At 64.6% G+C, this 23,930-nt stretch carries 19 protein-coding genes; 7 read left to right on the top strand and 12 right to left on the bottom strand.

The window, feature by feature from the left end; genetic code table 11:
• Nucleotides 1-38: 38 nt before the first annotated feature.
• From C7401_RS19870 to C7401_RS19845, 6 genes are all read right to left on the bottom strand, one after another.
• Nucleotides 39-821, bottom strand: a complete 783-nt coding sequence (locus C7401_RS19870; RefSeq protein WP_112173104.1) for an SDR family oxidoreductase — start codon at nt 819-821, stop codon at nt 39-41.
• 14 nt (nt 822-835) lie between these two features.
• The gene (locus C7401_RS19865) at nt 836-2,011 is read right to left on the bottom strand and encodes an acetyl-CoA C-acyltransferase (RefSeq protein WP_112173103.1); all 1,176 of its coding nucleotides are present in this window, start codon (nt 2,009-2,011) and stop codon (nt 836-838) included.
• A gap of 29 nt (nt 2,012-2,040) precedes the next feature.
• On the bottom strand, nt 2,041-4,119 hold the full coding sequence (locus C7401_RS19860) for a 3-hydroxyacyl-CoA dehydrogenase NAD-binding domain-containing protein (RefSeq protein ID WP_112173102.1): 2,079 nt from the start codon (nt 4,117-4,119) through the stop codon (nt 2,041-2,043).
• Nucleotides 4,120-4,156: 37 nt separating this feature from the next.
• Nucleotides 4,157-4,930 (bottom strand): enoyl-CoA hydratase-related protein, encoded by a 774-nt coding sequence (locus C7401_RS19855; RefSeq protein WP_112173101.1) that lies wholly within the window; start codon nt 4,928-4,930, stop codon nt 4,157-4,159.
• Between the two features lie 156 nt (nt 4,931-5,086).
• Nucleotides 5,087-5,719: a response regulator gene (locus C7401_RS19850; protein ID WP_112173100.1), complete on the bottom strand. Its 633-nt coding sequence runs from the start codon at nt 5,717-5,719 to the stop codon at nt 5,087-5,089.
• Nucleotides 5,716-6,849, bottom strand: coding sequence for a PAS domain-containing sensor histidine kinase (locus C7401_RS19845; protein WP_181565624.1), 1,134 nt, complete (start codon nt 6,847-6,849; stop codon nt 5,716-5,718). The genes C7401_RS19850 and C7401_RS19845 overlap by 4 nt, the downstream gene beginning before the upstream one ends.
• A gap of 76 nt (nt 6,850-6,925) precedes the next feature.
• Between C7401_RS19845 and C7401_RS19840 the strand changes: the two genes are divergently transcribed.
• Nucleotides 6,926-7,492, top strand: a complete 567-nt coding sequence (locus C7401_RS19840; RefSeq protein ID WP_112173098.1) for a TetR/AcrR family transcriptional regulator — start codon at nt 6,926-6,928, stop codon at nt 7,490-7,492.
• A gap of 237 nt (nt 7,493-7,729) precedes the next feature.
• Entirely contained in the window at nt 7,730-9,406 is a 1,677-nt protein-coding gene (locus C7401_RS19835) for an MFS transporter (protein ID WP_112173097.1), read from the top strand.
• Between the two features lie 66 nt (nt 9,407-9,472).
• On the opposite strand, the gene C7401_RS19830 is transcribed toward C7401_RS19835, so the two are convergent.
• Together C7401_RS19830 and C7401_RS19825 are read right to left on the bottom strand one after the other, a co-directional pair.
• Nucleotides 9,473-9,940 (bottom strand): MaoC family dehydratase, encoded by a 468-nt coding sequence (locus C7401_RS19830; RefSeq protein ID WP_112173096.1) that lies wholly within the window; start codon nt 9,938-9,940, stop codon nt 9,473-9,475.
• Nucleotides 9,941-10,021: 81 nt separating this feature from the next.
• The gene (locus C7401_RS19825; protein WP_112173095.1) at nt 10,022-10,768 is read right to left on the bottom strand and encodes an enoyl-CoA hydratase-related protein; all 747 of its coding nucleotides are present in this window, start codon (nt 10,766-10,768) and stop codon (nt 10,022-10,024) included.
• Between the two features lie 497 nt (nt 10,769-11,265).
• Between C7401_RS19825 and C7401_RS19820 the strand changes: the two genes are divergently transcribed.
• The 3 genes from C7401_RS19820 to C7401_RS19810 all read left to right on the top strand — a co-directional run bounded on the left by C7401_RS19820 (nt 11,266) and on the right by C7401_RS19810 (nt 14,831).
• Entirely contained in the window at nt 11,266-11,685 is a 420-nt protein-coding gene (locus C7401_RS19820; protein WP_112173094.1) for an ester cyclase, read from the top strand.
• 115 nt (nt 11,686-11,800) lie between these two features.
• A complete protein-coding gene (locus C7401_RS19815; protein WP_112173093.1) occupies nt 11,801-13,384 on the top strand; it encodes an alpha/beta hydrolase family protein in 1,584 nt (527 codons plus the stop codon).
• Nucleotides 13,385-13,655: 271 nt separating this feature from the next.
• The gene (locus tag C7401_RS19810; RefSeq protein ID WP_112173092.1) at nt 13,656-14,831 is read left to right on the top strand and encodes a DegT/DnrJ/EryC1/StrS family aminotransferase; all 1,176 of its coding nucleotides are present in this window, start codon (nt 13,656-13,658) and stop codon (nt 14,829-14,831) included.
• On the opposite strand, the gene C7401_RS45960 is transcribed toward C7401_RS19810, so the two are convergent.
• The 4 genes from C7401_RS45960 to C7401_RS19790 form a co-directional block, all read right to left on the bottom strand.
• On the bottom strand, nt 14,812-16,344 hold the full coding sequence (locus C7401_RS45960; protein WP_112173091.1) for a methyl-accepting chemotaxis protein: 1,533 nt from the start codon (nt 16,342-16,344) through the stop codon (nt 14,812-14,814). The genes C7401_RS19810 and C7401_RS45960 overlap by 20 nt on opposite strands.
• A gap of 172 nt (nt 16,345-16,516) precedes the next feature.
• Nucleotides 16,517-17,650 (bottom strand): lactonase family protein, encoded by a 1,134-nt coding sequence (locus tag C7401_RS19800; RefSeq protein ID WP_112173188.1) that lies wholly within the window; start codon nt 17,648-17,650, stop codon nt 16,517-16,519.
• Nucleotides 17,651-18,022: 372 nt separating this feature from the next.
• The gene (locus C7401_RS19795) at nt 18,023-18,967 is read right to left on the bottom strand and encodes a helix-turn-helix domain-containing protein (protein ID WP_112173090.1); all 945 of its coding nucleotides are present in this window, start codon (nt 18,965-18,967) and stop codon (nt 18,023-18,025) included.
• Nucleotides 18,968-19,645: 678 nt separating this feature from the next.
• The gene (locus C7401_RS19790; protein WP_112173089.1) at nt 19,646-20,671 is read right to left on the bottom strand and encodes a porin; all 1,026 of its coding nucleotides are present in this window, start codon (nt 20,669-20,671) and stop codon (nt 19,646-19,648) included.
• Nucleotides 20,672-21,354: 683 nt separating this feature from the next.
• Here C7401_RS19790 and C7401_RS19785 point away from each other — a divergent pair.
• Nucleotides 21,355-22,311: a hypothetical protein gene (locus C7401_RS19785; RefSeq protein ID WP_146757954.1), complete on the top strand. Its 957-nt coding sequence runs from the start codon at nt 21,355-21,357 to the stop codon at nt 22,309-22,311.
• A 180-nt stretch (nt 22,312-22,491) separates the two neighbouring features.
• Nucleotides 22,492-23,928, top strand: coding sequence for an aldehyde dehydrogenase (NADP(+)) (locus tag C7401_RS19780; protein WP_112173087.1), 1,437 nt, complete (start codon nt 22,492-22,494; stop codon nt 23,926-23,928).
• Nucleotides 23,929-23,930 lie beyond the last annotated feature (2 nt).

Here is a 23,930-nt window from a genome sequence, read left to right as displayed (position 1 = left end):
GTGCTCCTTCGTTTCGAATTGGGTTGTTGCTTGCGGGTTCATACCGCCGTGATGCCGCCGTCGACCGCCAGAATCTGACCGGTGATGTGCTTGCCGGCGTCGCTTGCGAACAACAGCGCCGCGCCCTTCAGGTCGTCGTCGTCGCCGATGCGCTGTAGCGGCGCGCGCTCCGAGAGTTTTTCCACGCCCATCTTTTCTATGGTCCCGCGTGTCATCTTCGAAGGAAAGAAGCCTGGCGCCAGCGCATTGACCGTCACGCCGTGCTGCCCCCACTCGCCCGCGAGCGCGCGCGTGAAGTTCACGACGGCGCCCTTGCTGGTGTTGTAGGCGAGCGTGGCTTGCGACTTCGGTCCGTTGCCTTTGAGCCCCGCGATGGAGGCGAGATTGATCACACGCCCATGGCGATTGGGAATCATCGAAAGCTTGCCGATCTTCTGCGTGAGCAGAAAGATCGAGCGCACGTTCAGGTTCATGACCTTGTCCCAGGCGGCCAGCGGATGATCCACTGTCGTCGAACCCCAGGTCGCGCCCGCGTTGTTCACGAGAATGTCCACCCGCCCCAGGCGCTGCATGGCCTCGTTGGCGAGGCGCTCGACATCCTCCTCCGCCGCGCTGTCGGCGGCGATCCAGCTCGCGTCCACGCCGAGCGCCGCCAGATGCTCCTGCGCCGCCTGAAGCGAGTCCGCCTTGCGCGCGGAAATCACCACGCGCGCGCCCTGGGTGCCCAACGCCTCGGCAATTTGCAGGCCGAGGCCGCTCGAGCCGCCCGTTACCAGCGCGGTGCGTCCCTTCAGGTCGAAGAGCTTTGCCACAGCAGTCATTTCCATCTCCTTGTCTAAAGAACTTCGAACAGGCCTGCGGCCCCCTGGCCGCCGCCGATGCACATGGTCACGACGACATACTTCGCGCCCCGGCGTTTTCCTTCGATGAGCGCGTGACCGGTCAAGCGCGAACCGGTGACGCCGTATGGGTGTCCCACCGCGATCGCGCCGCCATTGACGTTCAGGCGTTCGTCAGGAATGCCAAGCTTGTCGCGGCAATACAGCACCTGACACGCAAACGCCTCGTTCAACTCCCACAGGCCGACGTCTTCGAGCTTCACGCCCGCCCGCTCCAGCAGCCGGGGAACGGCGAACACGGGGCCGATACCCATCTCGTCCGGCTCGCATCCGGCGATCGCGAATCCGCGGAAGAGGCCCATCGGTTCGATACCGCGCTGCTGCGCGACCTTTGCATTCATCACCACGCATGCCGACGAACCATCGGAGAACTGGCTCGCGTTGCCTGCCGTCACGACGCCGCCCGGCAACGCCGCGCGGATGCGCGCCACGCCTTCCAGCGTGGTGTCCGGGCGAATGCCTTCGTCGTGTGCGATCGTCACCTCGCGGGTCACGACGCGCCCCGTCGCATCCACCACGCCCATCGTGGTGGTCATGGCGACGATTTCGTCGGCGAATTTCCCGGCCGCCTGCGCGGCGGCGGCGCGTTGCTGGCTGCGCACTCCATAGGCATCCTGATCTTCCTTACTGATGCCGTAGCGGCTCGCCACCTGCTCCGCTGTCTGCAACATGCTCCAGTAGATCTCAGGCTTCTGCTCGACTAGCCAGGGGTCGCGCCGCATGTGGGTATTCGCCTGGTTCTGCACGCAGGAGATGGACTCCACACCGCCCGCGACAATCGCGCTCACGCCTTCCACCATCACGCGCTGCGCGGCCATGGCGATGGCCTGAAGGCCCGACGAGCAGAAGCGGTTGACGCTCACGCCGCCCGTGGTCACGGGCAGCCCGGCGCGCAGGGCGATGGCGCGGGCGATGTTGCCGCCCGTCGTGCCTTCGCCGAACGTGCCGCCCATGATGCAGTCCTCGATCTCGCCAGGATCGAGCCGGGAGCGTTCCACGGCGTGTTTGACCGCGTGCGCGCCGAGCGTCGCGCCGTGTGTCATGTTGAAGGCGCCCTTCCAGCTTTTGGCCAGCGCGGTGCGGGCGGTCGATACGATGACGGCCTCGTTCATGATGTCGTTCCGTGAGAGTGAGTGAAAAATCAGGCGTTGAAGGCGCCGCCTTCGTCGGCGAGTCGATCGATCAGCGACGCGGGTTTCCAGCTCGCGTCGGCGGCGGCGAATTCGCGCAACGCGCGGCGCACGTTGTAGACGCCCACCGTGTCGGCATAGAACATGGGGCCGCCGCGCCAGGCCGGGAAGCCGTAACCGTGCAGGTACACGGCGTCGACATCGGATGCGCGCGCCGCGATGCCTTCTTCCAGGATGGCCCCGCCTTCGTTGACCAGCGCGTAGATCAGGCGCTCGACGATTTCCGAGTCGGAGAAGCGTTTGGGCGTCACGCCCTTTTCGCGCCACCACGTCTGAAGCATGTCGCGCGTGCGCGCCGAAGGCTTCGCCTTGCGCTCACCGGGCGCGTAGTCGTACCAGCCCGCGCCCGTCTTCTGGCCAAAGTGTCCGGCCTCGCAAAGCCGGTCTGCCAGTTCGAAGCGCGGCATCGACGGATCTTCGGCATAACGCCGCTTGCGAATCGCCCAGCCGATGTCGTTGCCCGCCAGGTCGGCCATGCGGAACGGCCCCATCGCCATGCCGAAGCGTTCGACCGCCTGGTCCACCTGCTCCGGCAGCGCGCCTTGCTCCAGCAACTCGCCGGCGCGCCGCGCATAGCGGGCCACCATGCGATTGCCGATGAAGCCGTCGCACACGCCCGACACCACGGCCACCTTGCCGATACGGCGCGCGAGCATCATGGCGGTTTGCAGCACGTCCGGCGCGGTGGCCGCGCCGCGCACGACTTCGAGCAGGCGCATGACGTTCGCAGGACTAAAGAAGTGCAGGCCGATCACATCCTGGGGCCGCTTCGTTTCGGCCGCGATGCGGTCCACATCCAGCGTGGACGTGTTGGTGGCGAGAATCGCGCCGGGGCGAGCCACTTCGTCGAGCGCGCGGAAGGTTCGCAGCTTGAGGTCCATGTCCTCGTACACGGCTTCGATCACGAGGTCGCAATCCGCGATCCGTTCGGGCGAAACGCCGGGCTGTAGCAATGCCATGCGCGCCTCCATGTCCGCGTTCGCGAGCTTGCCTTTCTTCACGCTCGCCTCGTAGTTGCGGCGTATCGCGTCGACGCCCTTTTGCACCGCGGGCTCCGATACATCGAGCAAGACCACGGGCATGCCCGCATTGAGGAAATTCATGGCGATGCCGCTGCCCATCAGGCCCGCGCCCACCACAGCCACCCGGTTGACGGAACGCGCCTGAGTGCTCTCCGGCACGCCCACCAGTTTACTCGCCGTGCGCTCGGCAAAGAACGCGTGACGCAGCGACTTCGAAACCGGCCCGTTCATGAGTTCGAGGAAGAAGCGCCGTTCCAGCGCCAGCCCCTCGTCGAACGGCAACTTCACGCTCGCCTCGATGGCGTCGAGACAGCGCGCGGGCGCGGGAAGATGCGCAAACTTCGCGGCAATGGCGGCGCGCGCCACGGCCAGATAGCCCTCGGGATTCGGGTGCCGCACGGTCATGTCGCGCACGCGCGGATGCGGCCCGCTGCGTTGCGCGGCCTCTCTCGCGAACGCGATCGCGGCCGGCAGCAGTTCACCGTGCGCGATCTGATCGAACAAGCCGGAATCCGCGAGCGCTTCCGATGCGACCGAAGCGCCGTGCACGATCATGTTCGTCGCGGCTTCCAGGCCGATGAGCCGCGGCAGACGCTGCGTGCCGCCCGCGCCGGGCAAGAGACCCATCGTGACCTCGGACAACGCGATGCGCGCCTTCGGCGCGGCCACCCGGTAGTGGCAGGCGAGCGCCAGTTCGAGGCCGCCGCCCATCGCCACCGAATGCACGGCGGCGACCACGGGCTTGCGGCTGTTCTCGATCGCGGCGAGCACGGTGTTGAGCCCCGGCTCGCGCCCCGTCTTCGGCGAATTGAATTCGCGCATATCGGCGCCGCCCGAAAAGGCCTTGCCTGCGCCGGTGAGCACGATGGCCTTCACGTTGGCGTCGGCGAGCGCGCGCTCGACGCCGTCGATGATGCCCACGCGCACGGCGTAGCCCAGCCCGTTGACCGGTGGGTTGGCGATCGTGATGACCGCGACGTCGTCGACGACGGTGTATTCGGTGCTCATGGAATGTCCTTTTCCGGTGGGAGACAGATGCACAGGCTCAAACGCGGCTCGACGCCGCGCCGGGCTCGCGCTGGAGGAATTGCTGGAAGATGTCCTGCGCCTCGCGCGAGCGGCGCAGCGTGTCGAACACGATGCCCTCGCGCTGCAAGCGGGCCTCGACGAGTTCGGCGGTCGATTCGCGAATCAGGCCGCGCGTGGCGAGCAGCGCTTCGCGCGGCTTCACGGCGAGGCGCTTCGCAACGGAAAGCGCTTCTTCTTCGACCATGTCGAGCGGCACGATGCGGTTCACGAGCCCGGCGAGGTGCGCTTCCGCCGCGGGAATGGGCGCGCCGAGCAGGAGCCATTCGGCGGCCTTGTTGCGGCCCACCACGTGTTGGAGCAGCAAGGTCGAAGCGAACTCGGGGCACAGGCCCAGGTCGACAAACGGAAAGCGCACGCGCGCGTCGTCGGAGGCGACGACGTAATCGCAATGCAGCAGCACGGTCGCGCCGATGCCGACGGCGTGCCCGCACACGCACGCCACCGCCGGCTTGCGCAGCGACGTCATCGCATGCAGGAACGTCGCGGCGGGCAGTTCACGATGCGCGGCCGCCACATCCGTCACGAACATGCCGATATCGTTGCCGCTGCTGAAGTTGCCGCCTTCGCCGCGCAGAAGGACGGCGCGCACGTCGTCGCGCCGGTCGGCCTCGGCAATCGCCTGGGCCAGCGCCACGTACATCTGCGCCGTGAGCGCATTCTTTTTCGCGGGCCGGTCGATCGTCACGACCAGCACGCCTTCGTCCAGACGTACCCCCACTTCCGCGCCCATCGCTCTCTCCTTCAGTACGACTGATTGAGTCGTTTCATGAGGAAACAGTGTGGACGTTGCGGGCGATTCTGGCTGTCGGAAGTGGCTCTGAGATTTGTCAGCGTTTTCTGAAGTTGCCGCTTTGACCGGCAACTTCAGCACGGCGCCCGCCGATCATCAATCGATCAACCGATGTTCGACGGCGTAGCGGGCAAGCTCGGCGTTGCTGGAAACACCGATCTTCTTGAGAATGCGCGTGCGATACGTGCTCACGGTCTTCACGCTCAAATACATCTGGCGACCGATCTCGGTCAGCCGGATGCCGCGCACGATCAGCAGCATGATTTCGTATTCGCGCGAAGACAGTTGCTGATGCAGCGCGCTTTGCGTGCCGCGCTCGAACCCATCGAGCAGGCAGTTCGCCACCGCGGGCGTCACATAGCGGCCGCCCCTGGCCACGCTGCGAATGGAATCGACCAGCTCCATCGCGTCCATGTCCTTGGTGACGTAACCGGAGGCGCCCGCCTGAAATGCCCGCATGGCATATTGCTCGGCGGGATACATGCTCAGCACGATCACCGGCATCGCGGGCCATTCGGCGCGCAGCGAAGGCAGCATGTCGAGGCCGCTGCGCCCCGGCATGTTCACGTCCAGCAACGCCACATCGACCGGCTGTTCGCGCAGCCGGCCAAGCGCTTCGGACGCGTCGCTCGCCTCCGCCACGACGTCGAATTCGCTTTGCTCCGCGAGCAGGCGCTTGAGCCCCTCGCGAAAGATCGTGTGGTCATCGACCAGCATGAGACGAATCATGGCTTGCTCTCCTCCTGTATGCCGCCCCGCCGCACCGGCACGCTGAGCTTCACGCACGCGCCCGAGCGGGGTCCGGTGCCGAGCTGCAAGGCGCCTTGCAGTTCTCTCGCGCGCTCCTTCATGCCGAGCAGGCCAAGATGCCCTTCCGCAGCAACGGCGTCCGACTCGAAGCCGAGGCCGTTGTCCGCGATCTCCAGCACGAGGCCGCCCGCCTGCCACGCGAGATCGACCGTGACTTCGGTGGCCTTCGCATGGCGCGCGACGTTGGTCATCGCTTCCTGAAAAATGCGGTAGATGCCGATTTCCGTGTTGCGGTCCAGCACCAACGCGAGACCCGTGGTCTGAAACCGCGTGGCGATGCCGTAGCGCCGCTCGAAGCGTTTCAGGTCCAGCGAAAGCGTGTCGCAAAGACCGAGATGATCGAGCGCGCCGGGCCGCAACCCTTCGGAAATCCCGCGTACCGCCTGGATGGTTTCCTGCGTGAGCTGAAGCGCCTGCGTTGCCGTCATGGCGAGCGCGGCCAGTTCCGGCGGACTCGCCTCCCCAGGCTTCGCGTCGCGCTCGAACGCACGGTCCACGGCCTCGATGCCGCGCGCGAGCCGCGAAAGATCGAACTTGATTGCCGTGAGCATGCCGCCAATCACGTCGTGCAGTTCGCGCGCCACGCGATTGCGCTCGTTCTCCCTCACGGTGTTGGCGCTCGCGACGAGTTCCTGCAAACGCTCGCTCGCCTCCACCAGTTCCGTGCGCTGGCGCTCCTGCTCCGTGATGTCGATGCCCACGCCCACAATCGCCGGGCGGCCGTGAAAAATCACCCGTGTGCCGTGAATCTCGAAGCAACCCGGCCGGCTCGACAGCGTGCGCCGGATCGTGAAGCGCTCCGAGGGCCCGGTGCCCGTGATCTTGCGCTCGTACTGCGACATCAGCGCGGCCAGTTGCGCCGGGTTGGCGACGTCCCGCAACCGCGCGCCCAGCAGTTGCTCGCGCTTGAGGCCGCACATGTGCGCGAACGTCTCGTTGACGTAGCAAAACCGCCCATCCTGAAGGATGTAGATGCCGGCGATGGATTGCTCCACGATGCCCTTGAAGGGAACTTCGTAGTCGTCGAGGTCGAAGGTGGAATCGGTCATTTCTACATGATGGTTGTCATCCACAAGAATGACGACCATAATCCAGAATGTCAATAGATCAAACCCGGACATGACCATGGGGCATTCGCAGGCGGACAAGGCGCGCAGCAGGGAACGCATTCTGGAACAGGCGGCCGGTCAGGTCAGGGAAATGGGGCTGGAGTCGGTGAGCGTCAGCAAGCTGATGAGCAGCGCCAATCTCACGCACGGCGGCTTTTACGGCCACTTCGCTTCGCGCTCCGACCTGCTGCTGCACGCGCTGGAGCGCGCGCTCGATGACGGGCGTGCCGCCTTCGAGGCAAAGAACGGCAAGGGACCGCACGATTACAGCGTGACGGTGCGCGGCTATCTGAGCCGCAAGCATCGCGACGCGCGGGCTTCGGGCTGCGCGATCGCCGCGCTCGCGGGCGATGTCGCGCGCGCCGACGAGGCTTCGCGCGAAGCCATGTCGAGCCGTATCGAACAGTTCGCGGCGAACCTCGGCGCGTCGATGAATCAAGAAGACGCAGACAAGGCCCTGTTCGCGGTCAGCGCGCTGATCGGCGCGCTGGTGGTGTCGAGGGTGATGGTCGACGAGAAGCGCTCCGATGCGGTGCTTGCCGCCGCGAAGCGGCAACTGCTCGCGCTCAACGAAGACAACTGAGCCGGAAACGCGTTGGCGCGCATCGATGATCGAATCATCGGCGCCAATCACGCTGTATTGCCGTTAAATCATCAAATAGGAAATATCCGACAAGAACTCAAGACAACGACGACAGGCTCCGGACATAGCGCGTCATAGACTAAACCGGGTTTCCTTGCAGGAACCCGACAGGTTCCAAACCCGTATCGGCAAGGAACCCCGCAACAGACGCCAAACAATCCAACACGGAGACATCGCATGAGTTCTGAATCCTCGTCCGTTGCCGAGCCGCTCGCGCACGAACGCTTCGGACACCTGATATACACACGACAGCGCAGGCTGTATGTCCTTGGCATCCTCACGGTCGTCTACGTCTTCAACTTTCTCGACCGGCAGATACTCACGATCCTCGCGCCGTATATCAAGGCCGACCTGCATATCGGCGACGCGCAGATCGGCCTGCTCTACGGCACCTGCTTCGCGCTTTTCTATGCGGTCATGGGTCTGCCGCTCGCACGCTTCGCCGACAACTGGGACCGCGTTCGGACCCTGTCGCTCGGGCTGGCCGTCTGGTCGCTGATGACGGGACTTTCCGGACTGGCCTCGGGTTTTGCAGGCCTTGCGCTCGCGCGTATCGGCGTGGGCGTGGGCGAAGCAAGCGCGACGCCGAGCGCTTTCTCGCTCTTGCAGGACTACTTCTCCGACAAGCGCCGCGCCACCGCAATCGCCGTGTATTCGAGCGGCATCTTCATCGGCTCGGGACTCGCCGGGGCCGTCGCCGCGCTCACGATAGGCTGGTGGCGCGGCTTGCAGGCGTCGGGCGCCGCGCCGCTCGCGTTTCCCGCATGGAAAATCACATTTCTCTCGCTGGGCTTGCCGGGTATCGCGCTCGCGCTCGTGCTGCTGTTCACCGTACGCGAGCCACGGCGTGCACGCACGAACGGCGCCGCCCGTATGGTGTCGTTCTCGTCGGTCATGCGCGCGGTGGGCGGCGACATCGCCTCCATGACACCGCCCTTCAGCATCGCGGCCGCATGGCGCAGTGCACGCTCGCGCCGCGGCGTACTCCAGAATCTGCTCGTGCTCGCGCTGTGCGCGGCGGCGGCGGCCACCCTCACCGCCATTACGGACAGCCTCGCCACCGTGCACCGGCACGCCGGGTTCGGCCACATCGGCCCGATCACGGTCACGACCAATCTCATTCAGTGGTCCGCGCTGGCGTTTGGCGTCTACGCAGCCTGGTGCTGGCTGCATCGGCTCACACAACGCGACACGCTCGCGAGCCAGCAGATTCTGCGCTCGCCCGTTGTGCGCGCAACGGTACTCGCGGCGGCACTGCAAAACACGGTCAATTATGCTGTGACCGGCTTCACCTTCCTCTATGGCGTGGGCCACTTCGGACTCGGCTCGCGCGACGCGTTCGCGCTCGGCCTCATCATCGCGCTTTCGGGCTTTCTCGGCACGACGCTCGGCGGCATCGGCGCGGATTTTCTCGCACGGCGCAGCGCCGCGGGCCGGTTGTGGCTCGCCATGGCCGCCGCGCTCTGTAGCGGCGCACTGTACGCGCTGCAACTCTGCGCGCCCGACAAGACGACGTTTTTCGCTGCGTTTTTCGGCGCGCAAATGACCGGCACGGTATGGTTCGGCGCGGCCTCGGCCACGGTTCAGGGACTCGTCGCGCCACGGCTGCGCGGAACGGCGATCGCGGTGCAATGGCTGGTCGTCAATCTCATCGGGCTGGGTATCGGACCGTATTGCGTCGGTCTCGTGGGCGATGTGACCGGCGATCTTCGCATTGGCATGCTGGGCGCGCTGGTGCTCATTCCGGCGTCGCTCGTGTTTTACTTCAAGGCGGCGCGCCTGCTCCCCGACGCCGATCGGCTGTTCCATTCCGTGGCCGCTCGTAGCGGCGATCGTTCAGATCAGACCGCTTGATCATCGCGTTGCGTGGTTTTGCGAGGTGCCCGGTTCGCCGGAGCACCTCGCTGTCACTTCGTATCGTTAGAAGTACAAACGGCTCAGTGTTTCAGCAACGCACACGGGCTTTTCCGCTCCCTGCATCTCCATCGTCACCGACCAGGTCAACGTCGCGCTCTTCCCCGATGGGGATTCGTCGATCTTGACTTCGCGCAGCGACGCCTGCAATCGAACGCGCGACGCCACCGGCACCGGGGCCGTAAAGCGCACGCGATTCAGGCCGTAGTTCACGCCCATGCGTACGCCCTGCACCTTGATCGTCCGGGACATCAGCACCGGCAACAGCGAGAGCGTGAGGAAACCATGCGCGACCGCCACGCCGAACGGCGACTCGCGACGCGCCCGCTCCGGGTCGGTATGTATCCATTGATGGTCGCCCGTCGCGCGCGCGAACAGGTCGATATCGTTCTGCTCGACCGGGAACCAGTCGTCGCTTTGCAGCGTTTGGCCAATCAGACCTTCGAGTTCGGCCAGGGTCGATACTTCTTTCATGCTTGAGTCTCCTGAAACGGAAGCGCCAATGCACCGCATCGGCGCTTTTTCGTCGATGTTAAAAAGCGATGCGAAAAACGCTCAGCGCACGCGCGAAAGGAAGTCGCGAAAAATGCGCTGCGCGTCCGGAGAATCGCGCAACGTGCGAAACACCTGCCGTTCCTCATCGATACGCGCCGCGACGAATTCACGTTGCGCCGACTTCAACAAACGCCGCGTTTGCACGAGGGCGTCATGCGGTTTTTTCGCCAGTACGCACGCCACGCGCCGCGCGTCGTCGAGCACCTGGTCATTGGGCAGGACCTGGTTCACCATGCCCGCGCGCAGCGCCTCGTCGGCCGGCACGGTCGCGCCAATCAGCATCCATTCATTCGCCTTGGCTCGCCCCACGGTCAGGGGCAGCAGCATCGTGGACGCGAATTCCGGGCACAGTCCAAGGTCGATGAAAGGAAAGCGAATACGCGCGTCTTCGGACACGACGACATAATCGCAATGCAACAGCACGGTCGCGCCAATACCGATTGCGTGGCCGCATACGCCCGCCACGAGCGGCTTGTCGAGTTGCGTCACGGCCTGCATGAAGCGCTCCGACGCGCGCTTTTCCGTCTCGCTGCCGTCGTCGGCAAAGTCCTGAATATCGTTGCCGCTCGTGAAAGTGGACGAGGTGCCCTGAAGCAGAATGGCGCGAACGTTGTCGTCGCGGTTGGCGTCTTCGAGCGCCAGCGCGAGCCGCAGATACATGTTCTGCGTGAGCGCGTTCTTCTTCTCCGGACGATTCAGTTTGAGAACGAGAATGCCGTCGGCGTATTCGGCATGTATGTATTTCATGGCGTGATGTCTCCTGGTGATCTCCGCAAGCCGTGCGAAGCGGATCGTTCATGAACCAGGAAAGCGTGAGCACCGACTGGCACGCTGCACGCGTGCCTGGCATGCTCGATTGAGTTTGGCATGCTGCCCGTTTGCAGCGTTGTAGGAAGGGGCTGGAGAATGCGTCGGAATATTCCGAGACTCAATCCTTACAGTTTCGATACGCTGCGGAAAACCCGGCGCTGCAAGCAAGACCGTGCGAATGTGCGCTACCGCACATTCGTGGACGACTCCGGCGCGCGCCGTCGTGATCCGTCGCGTAATCTCCAGCAGACGCGAAAGGCGTCGATCGCACTGGCGGACACAGGTGCTTGTGCGCACGACGCGAATGCGCGAAAACTTCCCGCCGTCCGTAGAATCAACCGCATCCCGTCATTTTCAAACTCCGCAGAAGCCGCAATCGAGTACGCTCATTGCGAGCGTTTCCCGATCCGGCAATAGCCACGAGGTCGTCACCCATGCACGCATTGAGTGGAATGGTTCGCGGATTTATCGAAGAGGTCTTGAATCAAGGGCTGATCGACCATGCCGACCGGTTCTTCCGGGAAGACATGGTCGAGCACGTCCCGTTTCCCGGTCAGGGTCCGGGCATCGAGGGTCTCAAGGATGTCGTGCGAGCGATGCGCCTTGCATTCCCGGACATGCACTGGCGCGTCGAGGAGCAACTCACCGAGGGCGACCGTGTGCTGACCCGCTTCGAGTGGACCGGCACGCATAGCGGCCCGTTCCTCGGTGTGAATGCCACGGGTCGATCGGTCAAAGTGTGGGGCATGGTCATCGACCGTTTTGACGAAGGCCGGATCAAGGAAACCCGCCTCATCATGGATACGCTCGGCTTGATGATGCAACTCGGCGCCGTTTCTCCACCTGGACAATGAAAGTTGAGGAATCACGCAAGTCACGGCGCGCATGCCGTGGCATTCGTTGACCTATACTCGATGCACTCTTTTATGCAGTCCCATTTTCCGAACACCAACAACTACGGAGCATGAGATGCGAGGAGCGACGCGATATCTGGGTTTTGCACTGCTGACTTTCTTTTTGTCAGGCGCCAGTTTCGTTGTGCAGGCCGGTTCGACCTGTAGCGGGTTGAGCTGCTTTTTCCGCGGTCAACTGGTCGAGCAGAGAACCAGCCTGCGCCTGAGCGCGGCGGACTTCACGAAGTTGCTGGGGGCGAACGCAACGGGTCAGCAGTTGCTTCAGGTTGCCGGCACGCCGCGTTGCGATATCGAAATCAAGTACTTCCGCTACCTCACCATAGGCGGCGCGGGCGAGCCCACGATGTCGAGCGCCGCCCTGATGACTCCCGGCGGCGGCGCATCCTGCACGGGCGCTCGCCCCCTCATGCTGTATGCCCACGGCACGACGACTTACCGCAACTACAACATTGCCGATATCACGCAAACGGACGCCGCCAACGGCGACGGCGCGGGCGAAGGCATTGCCGTCGCGGCGATCTACGCGGCGCAGGGCTATATCGTGGTGGCGAGCAACTATGCCGGTTACTCGGGCTCGCCCTTGCCCTACCACCCGTATCTGAATGGCGACCAGCAATCGGCCGACATGATCGATTCCTTGCACGCGGCGCGGCTCGCCATGGCGCTTCCGGACCCCGCCAACAAGACACGCGAGAACGGCAAGCTGTTCGTCACCGGCTATTCGCAGGGCGGCTACGTGGCGCTCGCCACGCATCGCGCGCTTCAGGCAGCCGGCATCAAGGTCACGGCGTCGGCGCCGGGCTCCGGCCCGTACGCGCTGGGCGCGATGGCCGACGCGCTGGTCCAGGGCGAGGTCGATCTGGGCTCGACGATCTTTACGGTGCTCGTGACCACGAGTTACCAGCATGCGTATGGAAACATCTATCGCAAGCCCGGCGACTTTTTCGAAGCGGCCTATGCTCCCGGCATCGAGAGCCTGCTGCCGAGTGTCGTGTCCATGGATAAGCTTTTCGCCCAGGGCAAACTGCCCGAAACGCAGCTTTTCAGCCTTCAGTCACCCGCTCCCGCGTTCGATTCGCTCACGCCACCCCATACGCCGCCTCTCGCGCCACCGCAACTGGTGCCGCTGTTCGCACTGGGATTCGGCGCTTCGAATCTCGTGCGCAACAGTTATCGTCTGAGCATGCTCGAAGACCAGATCGCCAATCCCGATGGCGCTTATCCCACGTCGACGGCCGCGATGGCCCCGGCGGCCAATCCGGCTCAACCGCTTCGCCAGGCATTCAAGCGCAATGATCTGCGCAACTGGGTGCCGCGCTCGCCGGTGCTCCTGTGCGGCGGCCACCTCGACCCGACCGTGTTCTTCTTCAACGCGGCGATCGAGCAGGCTTACTGGAAGAGCGCCAATGTGGCGCCGGGACTGACGAGCGTGCTCGACGTCGATTCCGCGGCGAGCGCGAACGATCCGTTTGCCGCCGTGAAGGCAGGGTTCGCACAGGCCAAAGCGGCGGTCGCCGCGCAGGCTATGCAGGCCGGAGCGAATGACGGCGGGCTCTCCGCCGTCCTCCAGAACTATCACGCCGATATCGTCGCGCCGTTCTGCATGGTCGCGGCGCGCGGGTTCTTCAACAACTTCTGAAGCTGGCATCGCGCCGGCGAGGGGTTTTCAAACCTCGCCGGTGCCGCCAAATTTAGATTCGAAAAATTCACGCTGAATATAATCAATTATTTGCACTTCTAATTACATGAATTCTTCTTTCCTGTCATTGTCAAAAACAGCGATTCGCCAGGACATTTGTTTTCCGAAATGACGCGATGCGCTGATCAATAACGCCGGCTCGCAACTCGTTACGTGGTGCTGTATGCTTTGCGCCTCGCGCCACCTTCAACGAGAAGAGAGCAAAGCACTCATGACACAGCCGTCCCTTCCTTTCCTGGCCTTCGTGCGTCCCGAGATCGACGAGGAAACCATCCAGGGCGTCGTCGACGTGCTGCGCTCGGGCTGGATCACGACCGGCCCGCAGAACCAGGCATTCGAAGCGGCGCTCTCCGATTATTGCGGCGGCCGCCCCGTTCGCACCGTCAACTCAGGCACGGCCACGCTCGAAATTGGCTTGCGTATAGCAGGCGTCGGCCCCGGCGACGAAGTCATCACCACGCCCGCTTCGTGGGTCGCCACGAGCAATGTGGTCTATGAAGTCGGCGCGACACCCGTGTTCGCCGACATCGACCCCGTCACGCGCAACATCGACCTCGACAAGCTCGAAGCGGCCATCACGCCCCGAACGAAGGCGATCATCCCTGTGCACCTCTCCGGTCTGCCCGTCGACATGGACCGGCTCTACGCCATCGCCCGCCAGCACAAGCTGCGCGTGATCGAGGACGCCGCTCAGGCCTTCGGCTCGACGTGGAACGGCAAGCGCATCGGCGCGATCGGCGACATCGTGTCGTTCAGCTTTCACGCCAACAAGAACCTCACGTCGATCGAAGGCGGCGCGCTGGTGCTTAACGACGAGGCCGAAGCCGTGCTGGCCCAGAAGTACCGCCTGCAAGGCATCACGCGCACGGGCTTCGACGGTATGGACTGCGATGTACTTGGCGGCAAATACAATCTCACGGATGTCGCGGCGCGCGTGGGACTCGGCCAGCTCAAGCATGTCGAGCGCTTCACGCGCCAGCGCCACGTGCTCGCGCGGGCCTACTTCGCGGGCTTCGAGGGCAGCGCGGCCGTGAAGCTCGGCGTGGGCCTGCCGCTCGCCGATTTCGCCAACAGCAACTGGCACATGTTCCAGATCACGCTGCCGCTCGAACAGCTCGCCATCGACCGCGCAGGCTTCATGGGCGAGCTGAAGGCGCGCGGCATTGGCTCGGGCGTGCACTATCCGGCCATTCATCTGTTCACGCTCTATCGCGAGCGCGGTTTTCAAGCGGGCATGTTCCCGCACGCGGAGCGCTTCGGCGCGAGCACGGTCACGCTGCCGCTATTCACGCAGATGACCGAAGCCGACGTGGCGCGCGTGTGCCGGGCAGTGAACGAGATCTGCGCTGAATTTGCCGCGCGCTCCATCAAATGCGGAACTTCGTGACCGACTCGACAAGCGACGCCGCCTGCTGCCTCAAACTCTCGGCGGCGGCGGCGCTCTGTTCGACGAGCGCGGCATTCTGCTGGGTCGTCTGATCCATCTGGCCAACCGCCGCCACCACCTGCTCGACGCCCACGCTCTGCTCGGCGCTGGCCCGGCTGATCTCACCCACGATCACCGAGACGCGATGAATCGCTTCGACAACGCGGCTCATCGTGGCGCCCGCCTCGCCCACCAGCAGCGAGCCCGACCCGACGCGCGCCACGCTGTCCGCGATCAGCGCCTGGATTTCCTTCGCGGCTTGCGCACTGCGCTGGGCGAGGCCGCGCACTTCGCTGGCGACGACCGCAAAACCTCGGCCCTGCTCCCCCGCGCGCGCCGCCTCCACGGCCGCATTGAGCGCGAGGATATTGGTCTGCGCGGCAATGCCGTCGATGATGCCGATGATGTCCGCGATCTTGCGCGCACTCTCGTCAATGCCCTTCATGGTTTCCACAACCTGATTCACGACCTTGCCGCCCTGCGCCGCGATTGACGACGCGCCGGCGGCCAGCTCGCTCGCCTCGTGCGCGTGATCGGCGTTCTGCCGTATCGTCGCGCTGAATTGCTCCATCGAAGCCGCCGTTTCCTGCAAGGCGCTGGCCTGCAATTCCGTGCGCTGGCTGAGATCGGCATTGCCCGTGGCGATCTGCGTGGAGCCGCTCGCAATGGCCTCGCTGCCATGGCGCACCTGTTCGACGATCCCGGTGAGCGAGGCGACCATCGTATGCATCGCGGCCATGAGGCTGTCGGTGTCGCCGGGCCGCACATGCAGGTCGATATCGAGCTTGCCCGTGGCGATCTCACGGGCGGCGGCGCGCGCGTCGTCGGGCTCGCCGCCCAGCTTGCGCGTGATCGTGCGCGAAAACATCACGGCGCCCGCAATGCCCGCGAACAGCGTGAGCGCCATGGCAACGACGCTTGCGAGCATCGCGCGGCGCTGCAAGTCCCTCGCGCGGGCGGCCGACGCGGCCGTTCGCTCGACGATCTTGCCACCGGCTTCGCGCAGCAGGATCACCGGCTCGCGATCGAGGCCGTCCATTGCGAGGTCGCCCACCGCCGTATCGAAGCCTGAAGCCTTGAACCGGTCGATGGCCTTGCGGTAAGCGGCGCCCATTTGCGCATGCAGCGCATTGAAGCGCTCGATCTTCGCGCGCGCCTCGCCGGGCGGCAGCACGCGCGCGAGCGCTTCCGTCGAGTCCTGGCAGGTCTGCTCGAACTTCTGGAACGCCCCCCAGTACTTCTCGAACAACTCGGGGTTCTTGCCGCGCAGCACGATGTCCTTGCCGTTCTGCACCTGGTTCTTGAACGCGACCAGTGCTTCGGAGACCTGATGTGACTGCGCGCCGTCAACGCGAATCAGCGTCGCGTAGGCATCGGCCGCGCTGTTCATTTCGGCAATGCCAAATGCGCCCGCCGCCGCTGCGGCGAGCAGCGCCGCGCCCAACGCCAGCGGGAGTTGATGGACCAGTTTCATGGATCACCTTTTCGAATGGCGCGGAAAAGCCATGCGCGCGCGATAGCGACACGCGTTGCCGGCGTGTCGCGTCTCCTGAATTTTTTTGGTGAAAGGTACGGGCCGCCCGTACCGAAGCGCAAAGGCGCTTGTTTTCAGGGGCGACGGGTTGCGCCGCCCTGTTGCACTCGCGTCACTTGACGAATGCGATAGCGACCGGCGTCGGCACCTCGACCGATTGCCCGGTATCCGACACCATGCCCGTGGCGGTATCGACGCTGAACACGTTGACCTTGCCGCTGCGCTGATTGGCGACCAGCAGCCACTTGCCCGACGCGTCGATGCCAAAGCCCCAAGGCTTCTCGCCGCCCGACGACGTGCGTTGAATCTGCGTCAGCTCACCCGAGGCCCGATCGACGCGATAAACGATCAGCGCATTTTCCGCGCGATTCTCGACATAGATAAAGCGCCCGTCGGCGCTCGCGGCCACTTCGGCCCCGCTCTTCACACCCTGGAATTCGGCGCTCGTGGTTTCCACCGTTTGCACGGGCGTCAGTTGCCCTTGCGTGGCGTCCCAGCGCAACACCAGGACCTGCGCGCTCAATTCGGTCAGCAGATAAACATACTTGCCATCGGGGGCAAACACCAGATGGCGCGGACCGCTGCCCGGCGGCAACGCGAATTGCCGCGCGCTCGCACCGTCGGCGGGCGTCAACGTGCGCGTGCCGCGATCGAAGGCATACACGAACACGCGGTCCGCGCCGAGGTCCGGCACGAGCGCGTAATGGCCTGAAGGATCGACCACGGCGTTGTGCGCATGGGCGCTCGCCTGGCGGCGATTCGGTCCGGAGCCGGTCTCCTTGACTGTCGAGGTGCGCGCGCCGAGACTGCCGTCCGCGTTCACCGCGATGCTCGATACGGAACCGCCGCCGTAGTTGGCGGCAAGCAGCGTCATCGAGGGCAGGTCCAGCGAGAGGTTCGTCGTCCCGCTGCCGCCCGTGGCGACTTCGTTGACCTTGGTGAGCGCGCCGCTGTCGCGATCGACGGCATAGGCCGTCACGCTGCCTTCGCGCGAGTTGTCGTCATCGACCGCGTAAAGCACCGGCAGCCTGGGGTTCGTCGTGACCCACGTCGAGCGCGGACCCGCGCCCACCGGGCCGATCGCCGTGAGCTTGCCGCTCGACGTGTCGAAGCGCAGCGCCCGCATCTCGCGCTCCTGCGTGCCGACGTAGACGAGCTCCGTGTGGGCGTCGACAGTCGGCGTCGCGGCGCTGCCTGGCATGCTGTAAAGGCCGGTCGAGATCGCGAGCGGAATCAACGCCGCCATGAAACGGAACCGCGAGGGAAAACGCTTGGAAAAGCACTGAACCATAGTCGGTGAACAGGACGATTTGAGTGTTATTGTGCGAGGCGCGCCGACACGCGGCCACGTTGCGCGTGCCGGACTATCGTGGCGAGCGGCGTCTCCTGGCCGCTCACGCGCTCGCCACGCCACGATGGCGTGGAAGGCCCCCTGTCACGGCAGGTCCCCAACAAAGCGAGCACGCACACCAAGGGTAGCCGACCCGGTCGTGTTCGTCCCTGTACAAAACACGGGTTCGCCAGCACTTTTTTGATGCGCACCCGCAAGCCGCCGCGTATTGCGGCAAGCGCCGTGCGGGATGTGCTCTTGCGGCGGCGGCTACTGTGGCTGTTGCGGCTATTGCGCCTGTTGCGGCGTCTGCGCCCGCGCGGCGACGCGGAACTGGCTCGGGGTCTGGCCCACTTCGCGGCGGAAAAACCGCGTGAAATAGGCCGCATCCGCAAAGCCGAGCCCGAAGGCGATCTGTTCGACCGACATTTCGCCGAAGATGAGATTGCGCTTCGCCTCGGTAATGATGCGCGTGCGGATCATCTTCGTGGGGCTCTGTTCGCCTGCCGACGTGCATGCCGCCCGGAGTTGCACGAGCGACACCGCCATCATCGAGGCGTAGTCCTGCAACGGCAGGTTCTCGCGGTAGTGCTGGTCGATCAGCTTGCGAAAACGGTCGACGAGCCGCACGTTGTTGCGCGATTCGCCTTCGTTGCCGGTCTGGTCGAGGCGCGCCTCGCGCACGAGCATGAGCAGCAGCGTGGTCAGCAAGGCCTCGGTGCCGATCACGTGACCCACGGCGTTGGATTCCGACTCCTGCTTGAGGCTTTGCACCAGACTGTAGAAGCGCTCGCCGCCGTCGGCCATGTCGCCGAGCGGAATCATGCGCGGCGCGGTCCACAGCTGAATGAAGTCTTGCAGCTTGCCGTTCACCTGCGCCAGATAGGCCACTTCGATGGTGACCACCCAGCGGTCCACGTCGATCTCGTAGTCTAGACCGTGGACGCATTCGGTCGGCAGGAGCAGCGCGCACGGGGCTTCGAACGGGAGCGCGCTGCCTTCGAGATTGATCACGCCGCGCCCGCTGCGCACGAAGATCACCTGGCCATAGGCCGGGTGCGCGTGGGGCTCGGTGCGCCAGCGGCCCCGGTCGGTCACGTGCCCGACGTGCACGAACCAGTTCTGCCGCTCGGTGCGTTCCACGTACAGGCGAACCTTGGGTACCGTCGTTCGCTTCGCCCTCGCCTTGCCATCGCGGCTGCGTGGTTCATTTGCCGTGGCGGTGTGTGTCATAAGGTCTCCTTGGCAGCCGCGCCGGTGCGCGCCGGCCGCCATTGAAATTCCGGGTTCGCGCCCCGGTTTGCGGGCGCGGGTGTCCGCGTGAATTTCATTTTTGCCGGGCAAAGGCACGACGTCTTCGCCAGGCGCATATCGATTTTGCGTGGGGCTACGCCCCGTCTTGCCGCAACCGCTTCGACTGATTTCACGGTCGTGGAATGCGCAATATATCGCAAGCCGGTGCGGTCGGACAAAAGCATAACGCGCCCATGCGAACGCCGTGGCGCATTCGGGGCGGTCAATCAAGCGGGGAAACGGCTGGATCGTTGTCGAGACAACCAGATTGGCGCAAGCCCGGGCGCAAGCGCTTGATGTGCGCGGGAGCGCGCACGACCGGCGCGCCGCCTTGAGCCGCGCGAGCGCACGCGGCGCGGGTCCGGCCCAATCTCACTGCTGCTCGCCCTGCTGCGAAAAACCGTGTGGATCTCGCTGCCAGGGTCGGCCGCCCCCTTTGTCAGCATGCTGTCTCGCTAAAACCGCCCACAAGATCGCGGACGATCATTGCGCCCTCAGCGGTCCTGGAGGAAAGAGGCCGATTCTTTCATACCTTTCTGCAAGCCGCGACCTGCGGCTTACCCGAATCCGGGCACGGGCGCGGGTGCAGGCGGACAAACGCCCGCGCCCGTGCCGTCGTCAGAACATATGGACGAGCCCCACCACCGCGCCGCGCGTGTTGGCGCCCGGCACACCCGCAACGCCGCCGTACGCGGTGCCGTTGAGCGTAAACTGGGCCTTGTTGCGGTTCTGGATAAAGCCCGCCGACGCGTACAGCGTTGTCGCCTTGGAAAAGTAATACTCGTAATTCAGGCCGATCTGCTGGGCGTTATTGCCGTTTCCGGTGCGGTCGTGCGCGTAGCCGTAAAGCAGCGCGACCTGGTTGGCCGGATCGATGCGATACGACGTGGAAGCTTCATACACGTCGCGCTTGACGCTGTTGTCCGTCTGCCGTTCCGTGTGATAGGCCAGATAGAAGCGCGCCGCACCCACGCCCAGCGACGTGCCCGCATTGAACACCTTCAACGTGGACGTGCCCGCCGCATTGGCGGCCTGCTCGTAGCCGGCCGCCGCGCGGAACGTGCCGTTCGTATAGCGCACCGCCGCGTTATAGAACTGGAGCCCGTTGCTCGGCTTGGTCGTCGAATCGCGCATGGCAACCATGAATTGCGCGGTCAGGCCATACACCGTTGGCGTGAAATACGAAATTGCATTGTTGACCCGCACGGTCAGGCTGTTGAAGTTGTTCATCGGCGACGCGATGCTCATGACCGCGAGCGGGTCCAGCTCCGGGTTCATGAAAATATACTGCGGCGTGTTTTGCAGGCCAAAACGCGTTTCGCCGAATGCGCCGGAAAAGCCCACCCACGCCTGGCGATTGAACGCTGCCGCCGCGTTCGACGCCGCACCCGTCACACCGTTAAAGCCCTGTTCGAGCTGGAAATTGACGTGTACGCCGCCGCCAATGTCCTCGCTGCCTTTCAGGCCGTAGCGGCTCGCGAAAAGGCCGCCCGACACCGCGCGCACGACCGAACCGGAACCCGCGTTCTGGTATTCGATTCCATTGTCGATGACGCCGTACAGCGTAACGGACGATTGCGCATGCGCGACGTTAATGCAGCCTGCCGCCGCTACGCCCGACAAGGAAATCACTAGCCTTTTCATTTTGTCTCCATGAGGAATTGTTATTGGTTGCACGCGCGTCATCGATTGCGCGCTTAAAAATCAGTTCGTATACCTGACTGATTTGGTCAAATCGCCACAACTCGTCGTGTTGTGTTGTTCGGCGTTTCACCTCCTTTTGCGCCAGTGCGAGTGAAGGACGAGCCGCGGGATTAAGGCTGGAATGGGGCTTGAGAAGATCGCAACGGCGCGGCGCAGGCGCAGTTGGCCGCGCAGTTGGCCGACGAAAGAACAGCGGGCGGACATTGCATTCCGTACAACGGTGTCTCCTTCTATCGCCATGCCGCGCCATGACCGGACAAGAACGTCCGGCCGCGCAAGCACGGTCTGTCTTATGGGTCAAGCGTAGGGGAGGATGGGCCGCGCGTCCCTACACATGACGCAGGTTCGCTGGCATTTTTGTGATCCCGTTGAGCACAAAGACACGATCTCGTCGCGGCAAAAACTTTCGCCTTGTCAGCAAAAAGTGCCAGCGAATCTCATTTTTGTGTAAAGGCAGGCGCCGACGCGCCCACTAAGATTCTTCACCACCGTGACAGCGTTTTCTGCGCCGGATGGTTCAACCATGCGGCCAGTGCGGACGGTGCGACCGCATCACGAGTCGTCGGGGTATCCCCAAGCGACCACGTCGAAGACATCAACATAAATATAGTCCGGATGGAGACATGAAAAGCCTAACGCTAGCCTTGCGTGCGCCAGCCCTTGGCGCGGCCCTCTTTTGCTGCCTTTCGCAATTCGCCCACGCTGAAGTCATTACCGCGCCGAACTCTTCCGCGCCGCCGCTGCGCCAGGAAGTCCCGAACGGCGCCGCGCCGCCTCAGACCATCGGCGAACCCGACGCGCCGCCCGCCATCTGGAACGACACGTTCATCGGCTATCGCTGGGGCACGGATTTTCATTATCCCGGCATCAACTCTTCGGTGATGCAGAACATCGGCTACCTCACCACGATCGGCGGTTTCCGGTTCGGCAGCTACGCGTTCAACGTCGACTATCTCGTCTCCAATGCGGCCAACCCGGAGTCCGGCGGCCCGAAAACCGGCGGGGCGCAGGAGGTGTATAGCGTCGGCCGCGTCCAGTTCAGCGCGGGCAAGATCTTCGGCCGCTATCTCGGCTTTGGCCCGATTCGCGATTACGGCCTGACGATCGGCTATGAATTCGGCGTGAAGAACGATTCGTACTCCGAGCGGGCGCGCATGCTCGTGGTCGGCCCCACGATCGAGTTCGCGATCCCGCGCGGCTACTGGAACTTCACGGCCGGTCTGCGCACGGAAAGCAATCACAACGGCATCTCGGGCGTGGACGTGCGCTTCAACACCGCATGGCACCTTGAAAGCTCGTGGCTCTATCCGTTCCGCGTGGGCCCCGTGCCGCTCGTGTTCCGCGGCTTCGCGGGTATAACGGGACCGAAGGGCCGCGACGGCTTCGGCGTGGAAACCACGACCGAATTCCTCACGCGCATGGCGCTGCTCGCCGATCTCGGCTCGTTCGCGGGGCACCCGCGCGTGGTCTACGCCGGTGTGGGCTACGAATACTGGTATCACATGTACGGCACGCCGACGCACGCCGCCCCGGGAACCATCACCTCGGTGCCGATGCTTCAGGCCGAAATTCACTTCTGATCCGTTTGCCGCGCAAAGGAGCGGTCATGGGGAAACCACCACGTGGTTTCTTCATGACCGCTCGATGCGTTTCAAGGCGCTCATTGTCAACGGCCCGCACCGCCCGCATGAATGGCCCGGCTCTCAGGATCGCAAACGCTCGACCCTTCTTTCCCTTCTGCCTTTTTCTCTGGAGTCCCCATGCAGATTCAAGACCATAGCGCCGCGCACATTCACGCAACCGTCACCGCGGCGGCGGCGATAGCCGATGACTGGGCACAGTCGTCCGCCCGCACGCGCGCAGCGCTATTGCGCGCACTGGCGAACGCGCTCGACACGCAACGCGACGCGCTCGTGCGTATCGCCGATGAAGAAACCTCGCTCGGCGGCGCGCGCCTGAATGGCGAGATCGACCGCACGCGCTTCCAGCTCAACGGCTTCGCCGATTACGTCGAGGCGGGCCATGCGTTCGCCCTGACCGACGACCCGGCCATTGCCCAGGCGCCGCCCGCCGGGCGGCCTCATCTGAGCCGCGTGCGGATTCCGCTCGGGCCGGTCGCCATGTTCTCGGCCAGCAACTTCCCGTTCGCGTTTTCCGTGCTCGGCGGAGACACCGCTTCCGCGCTGGCGGCCGGCTGCCCCGTGGTGGTCAAGGCCCATCCGGGCCACCCCAGGCTTTCGCGCAGCGTATTCGAGCTCGCGCGCGCCGTGATCGCCGGACAAGGCCTGCCCGCCGCGATCATCGGCATGGTGGAAGGCGCGGGCGTCGAGCCGGGCATCGAGCTCGTCAATCATCCCGACATCGCGGCGGTCGCGTTCACCGGTTCGTTCAAGGGCGGCGCGGCGCTCTGGCGTCTTGCGAATGCGCGGGCGCGGCCCATTCCGTTCTATGGCGAACTGGGCTCGATCAATCCGGTTGTCGCGCTTCCCTCGGCGCTCGAAACCCAGGCGCGCGTGCTCGCACAAACCCTCGCGGCATCGATCGAATTCGGCTGCGCTCAGGTTTGCACGAGCCCCGGCCTCGTCGTGCTGCTCGAAGGCGCGCCCGCGCAACGCTTCGAAGATACGCTGCGCGACGAGCTGCGCGAAAAGCCGACGCATCGCATGCTCACGCCCGCCATGAAGCGCAACTTCGACGAAGGCGTCGCGCGCCTGCTCGGCACGCCCGGCGTGCAGACCATCCTCGCAGGCAGCGACGACCGCGACGAAACCGCCGCGCCGCGCCCCGTGCTCGCGCGCACGAGCGCAAAACAGTTCGTCGCTACGCCCGCGCTGCACGAAGAGATTTTCGGCCCGGCTTGCCTGATCGTGCGCGCCGGTTCGATCGACGACATCGTCGAGGTGCTGGGCGCGGTCGGCGGCAGTCTCACGGTCACGCTGTGGGGCGCGGACGAGGACACGCCCGACGTGCGCCGCGTCACGCGCCGCGCCACGCAGATCGCCGGGCGCGTGCTCTTCAGCGGCGTGCCCACAGGCGTAGCCGTCACGCGCAGCCAGCAGCACGGCGGCCCGTGGCCCGCCTCCACACAGCCGTTCACGACTTCGGTGGGCTACGAAGCGCTGGAGCGCTTCCTTCGGCCGGTTGCGCTGCAAAGCGCCCCCGCGTGGCTTGGCGCGCGTGAAGGACAGCCGTGCTGAGC

Origin of the sequence: Paraburkholderia unamae (assembly GCF_003268775.1) — a bacterium.
Classification (GTDB): Bacteria; Pseudomonadota; Gammaproteobacteria; order Burkholderiales; family Burkholderiaceae; genus Paraburkholderia; species Paraburkholderia unamae.
The sequence above is the reverse complement of the archived record's forward strand: the minus strand, read 5'-3'. Positions and strand labels throughout refer to the sequence as shown.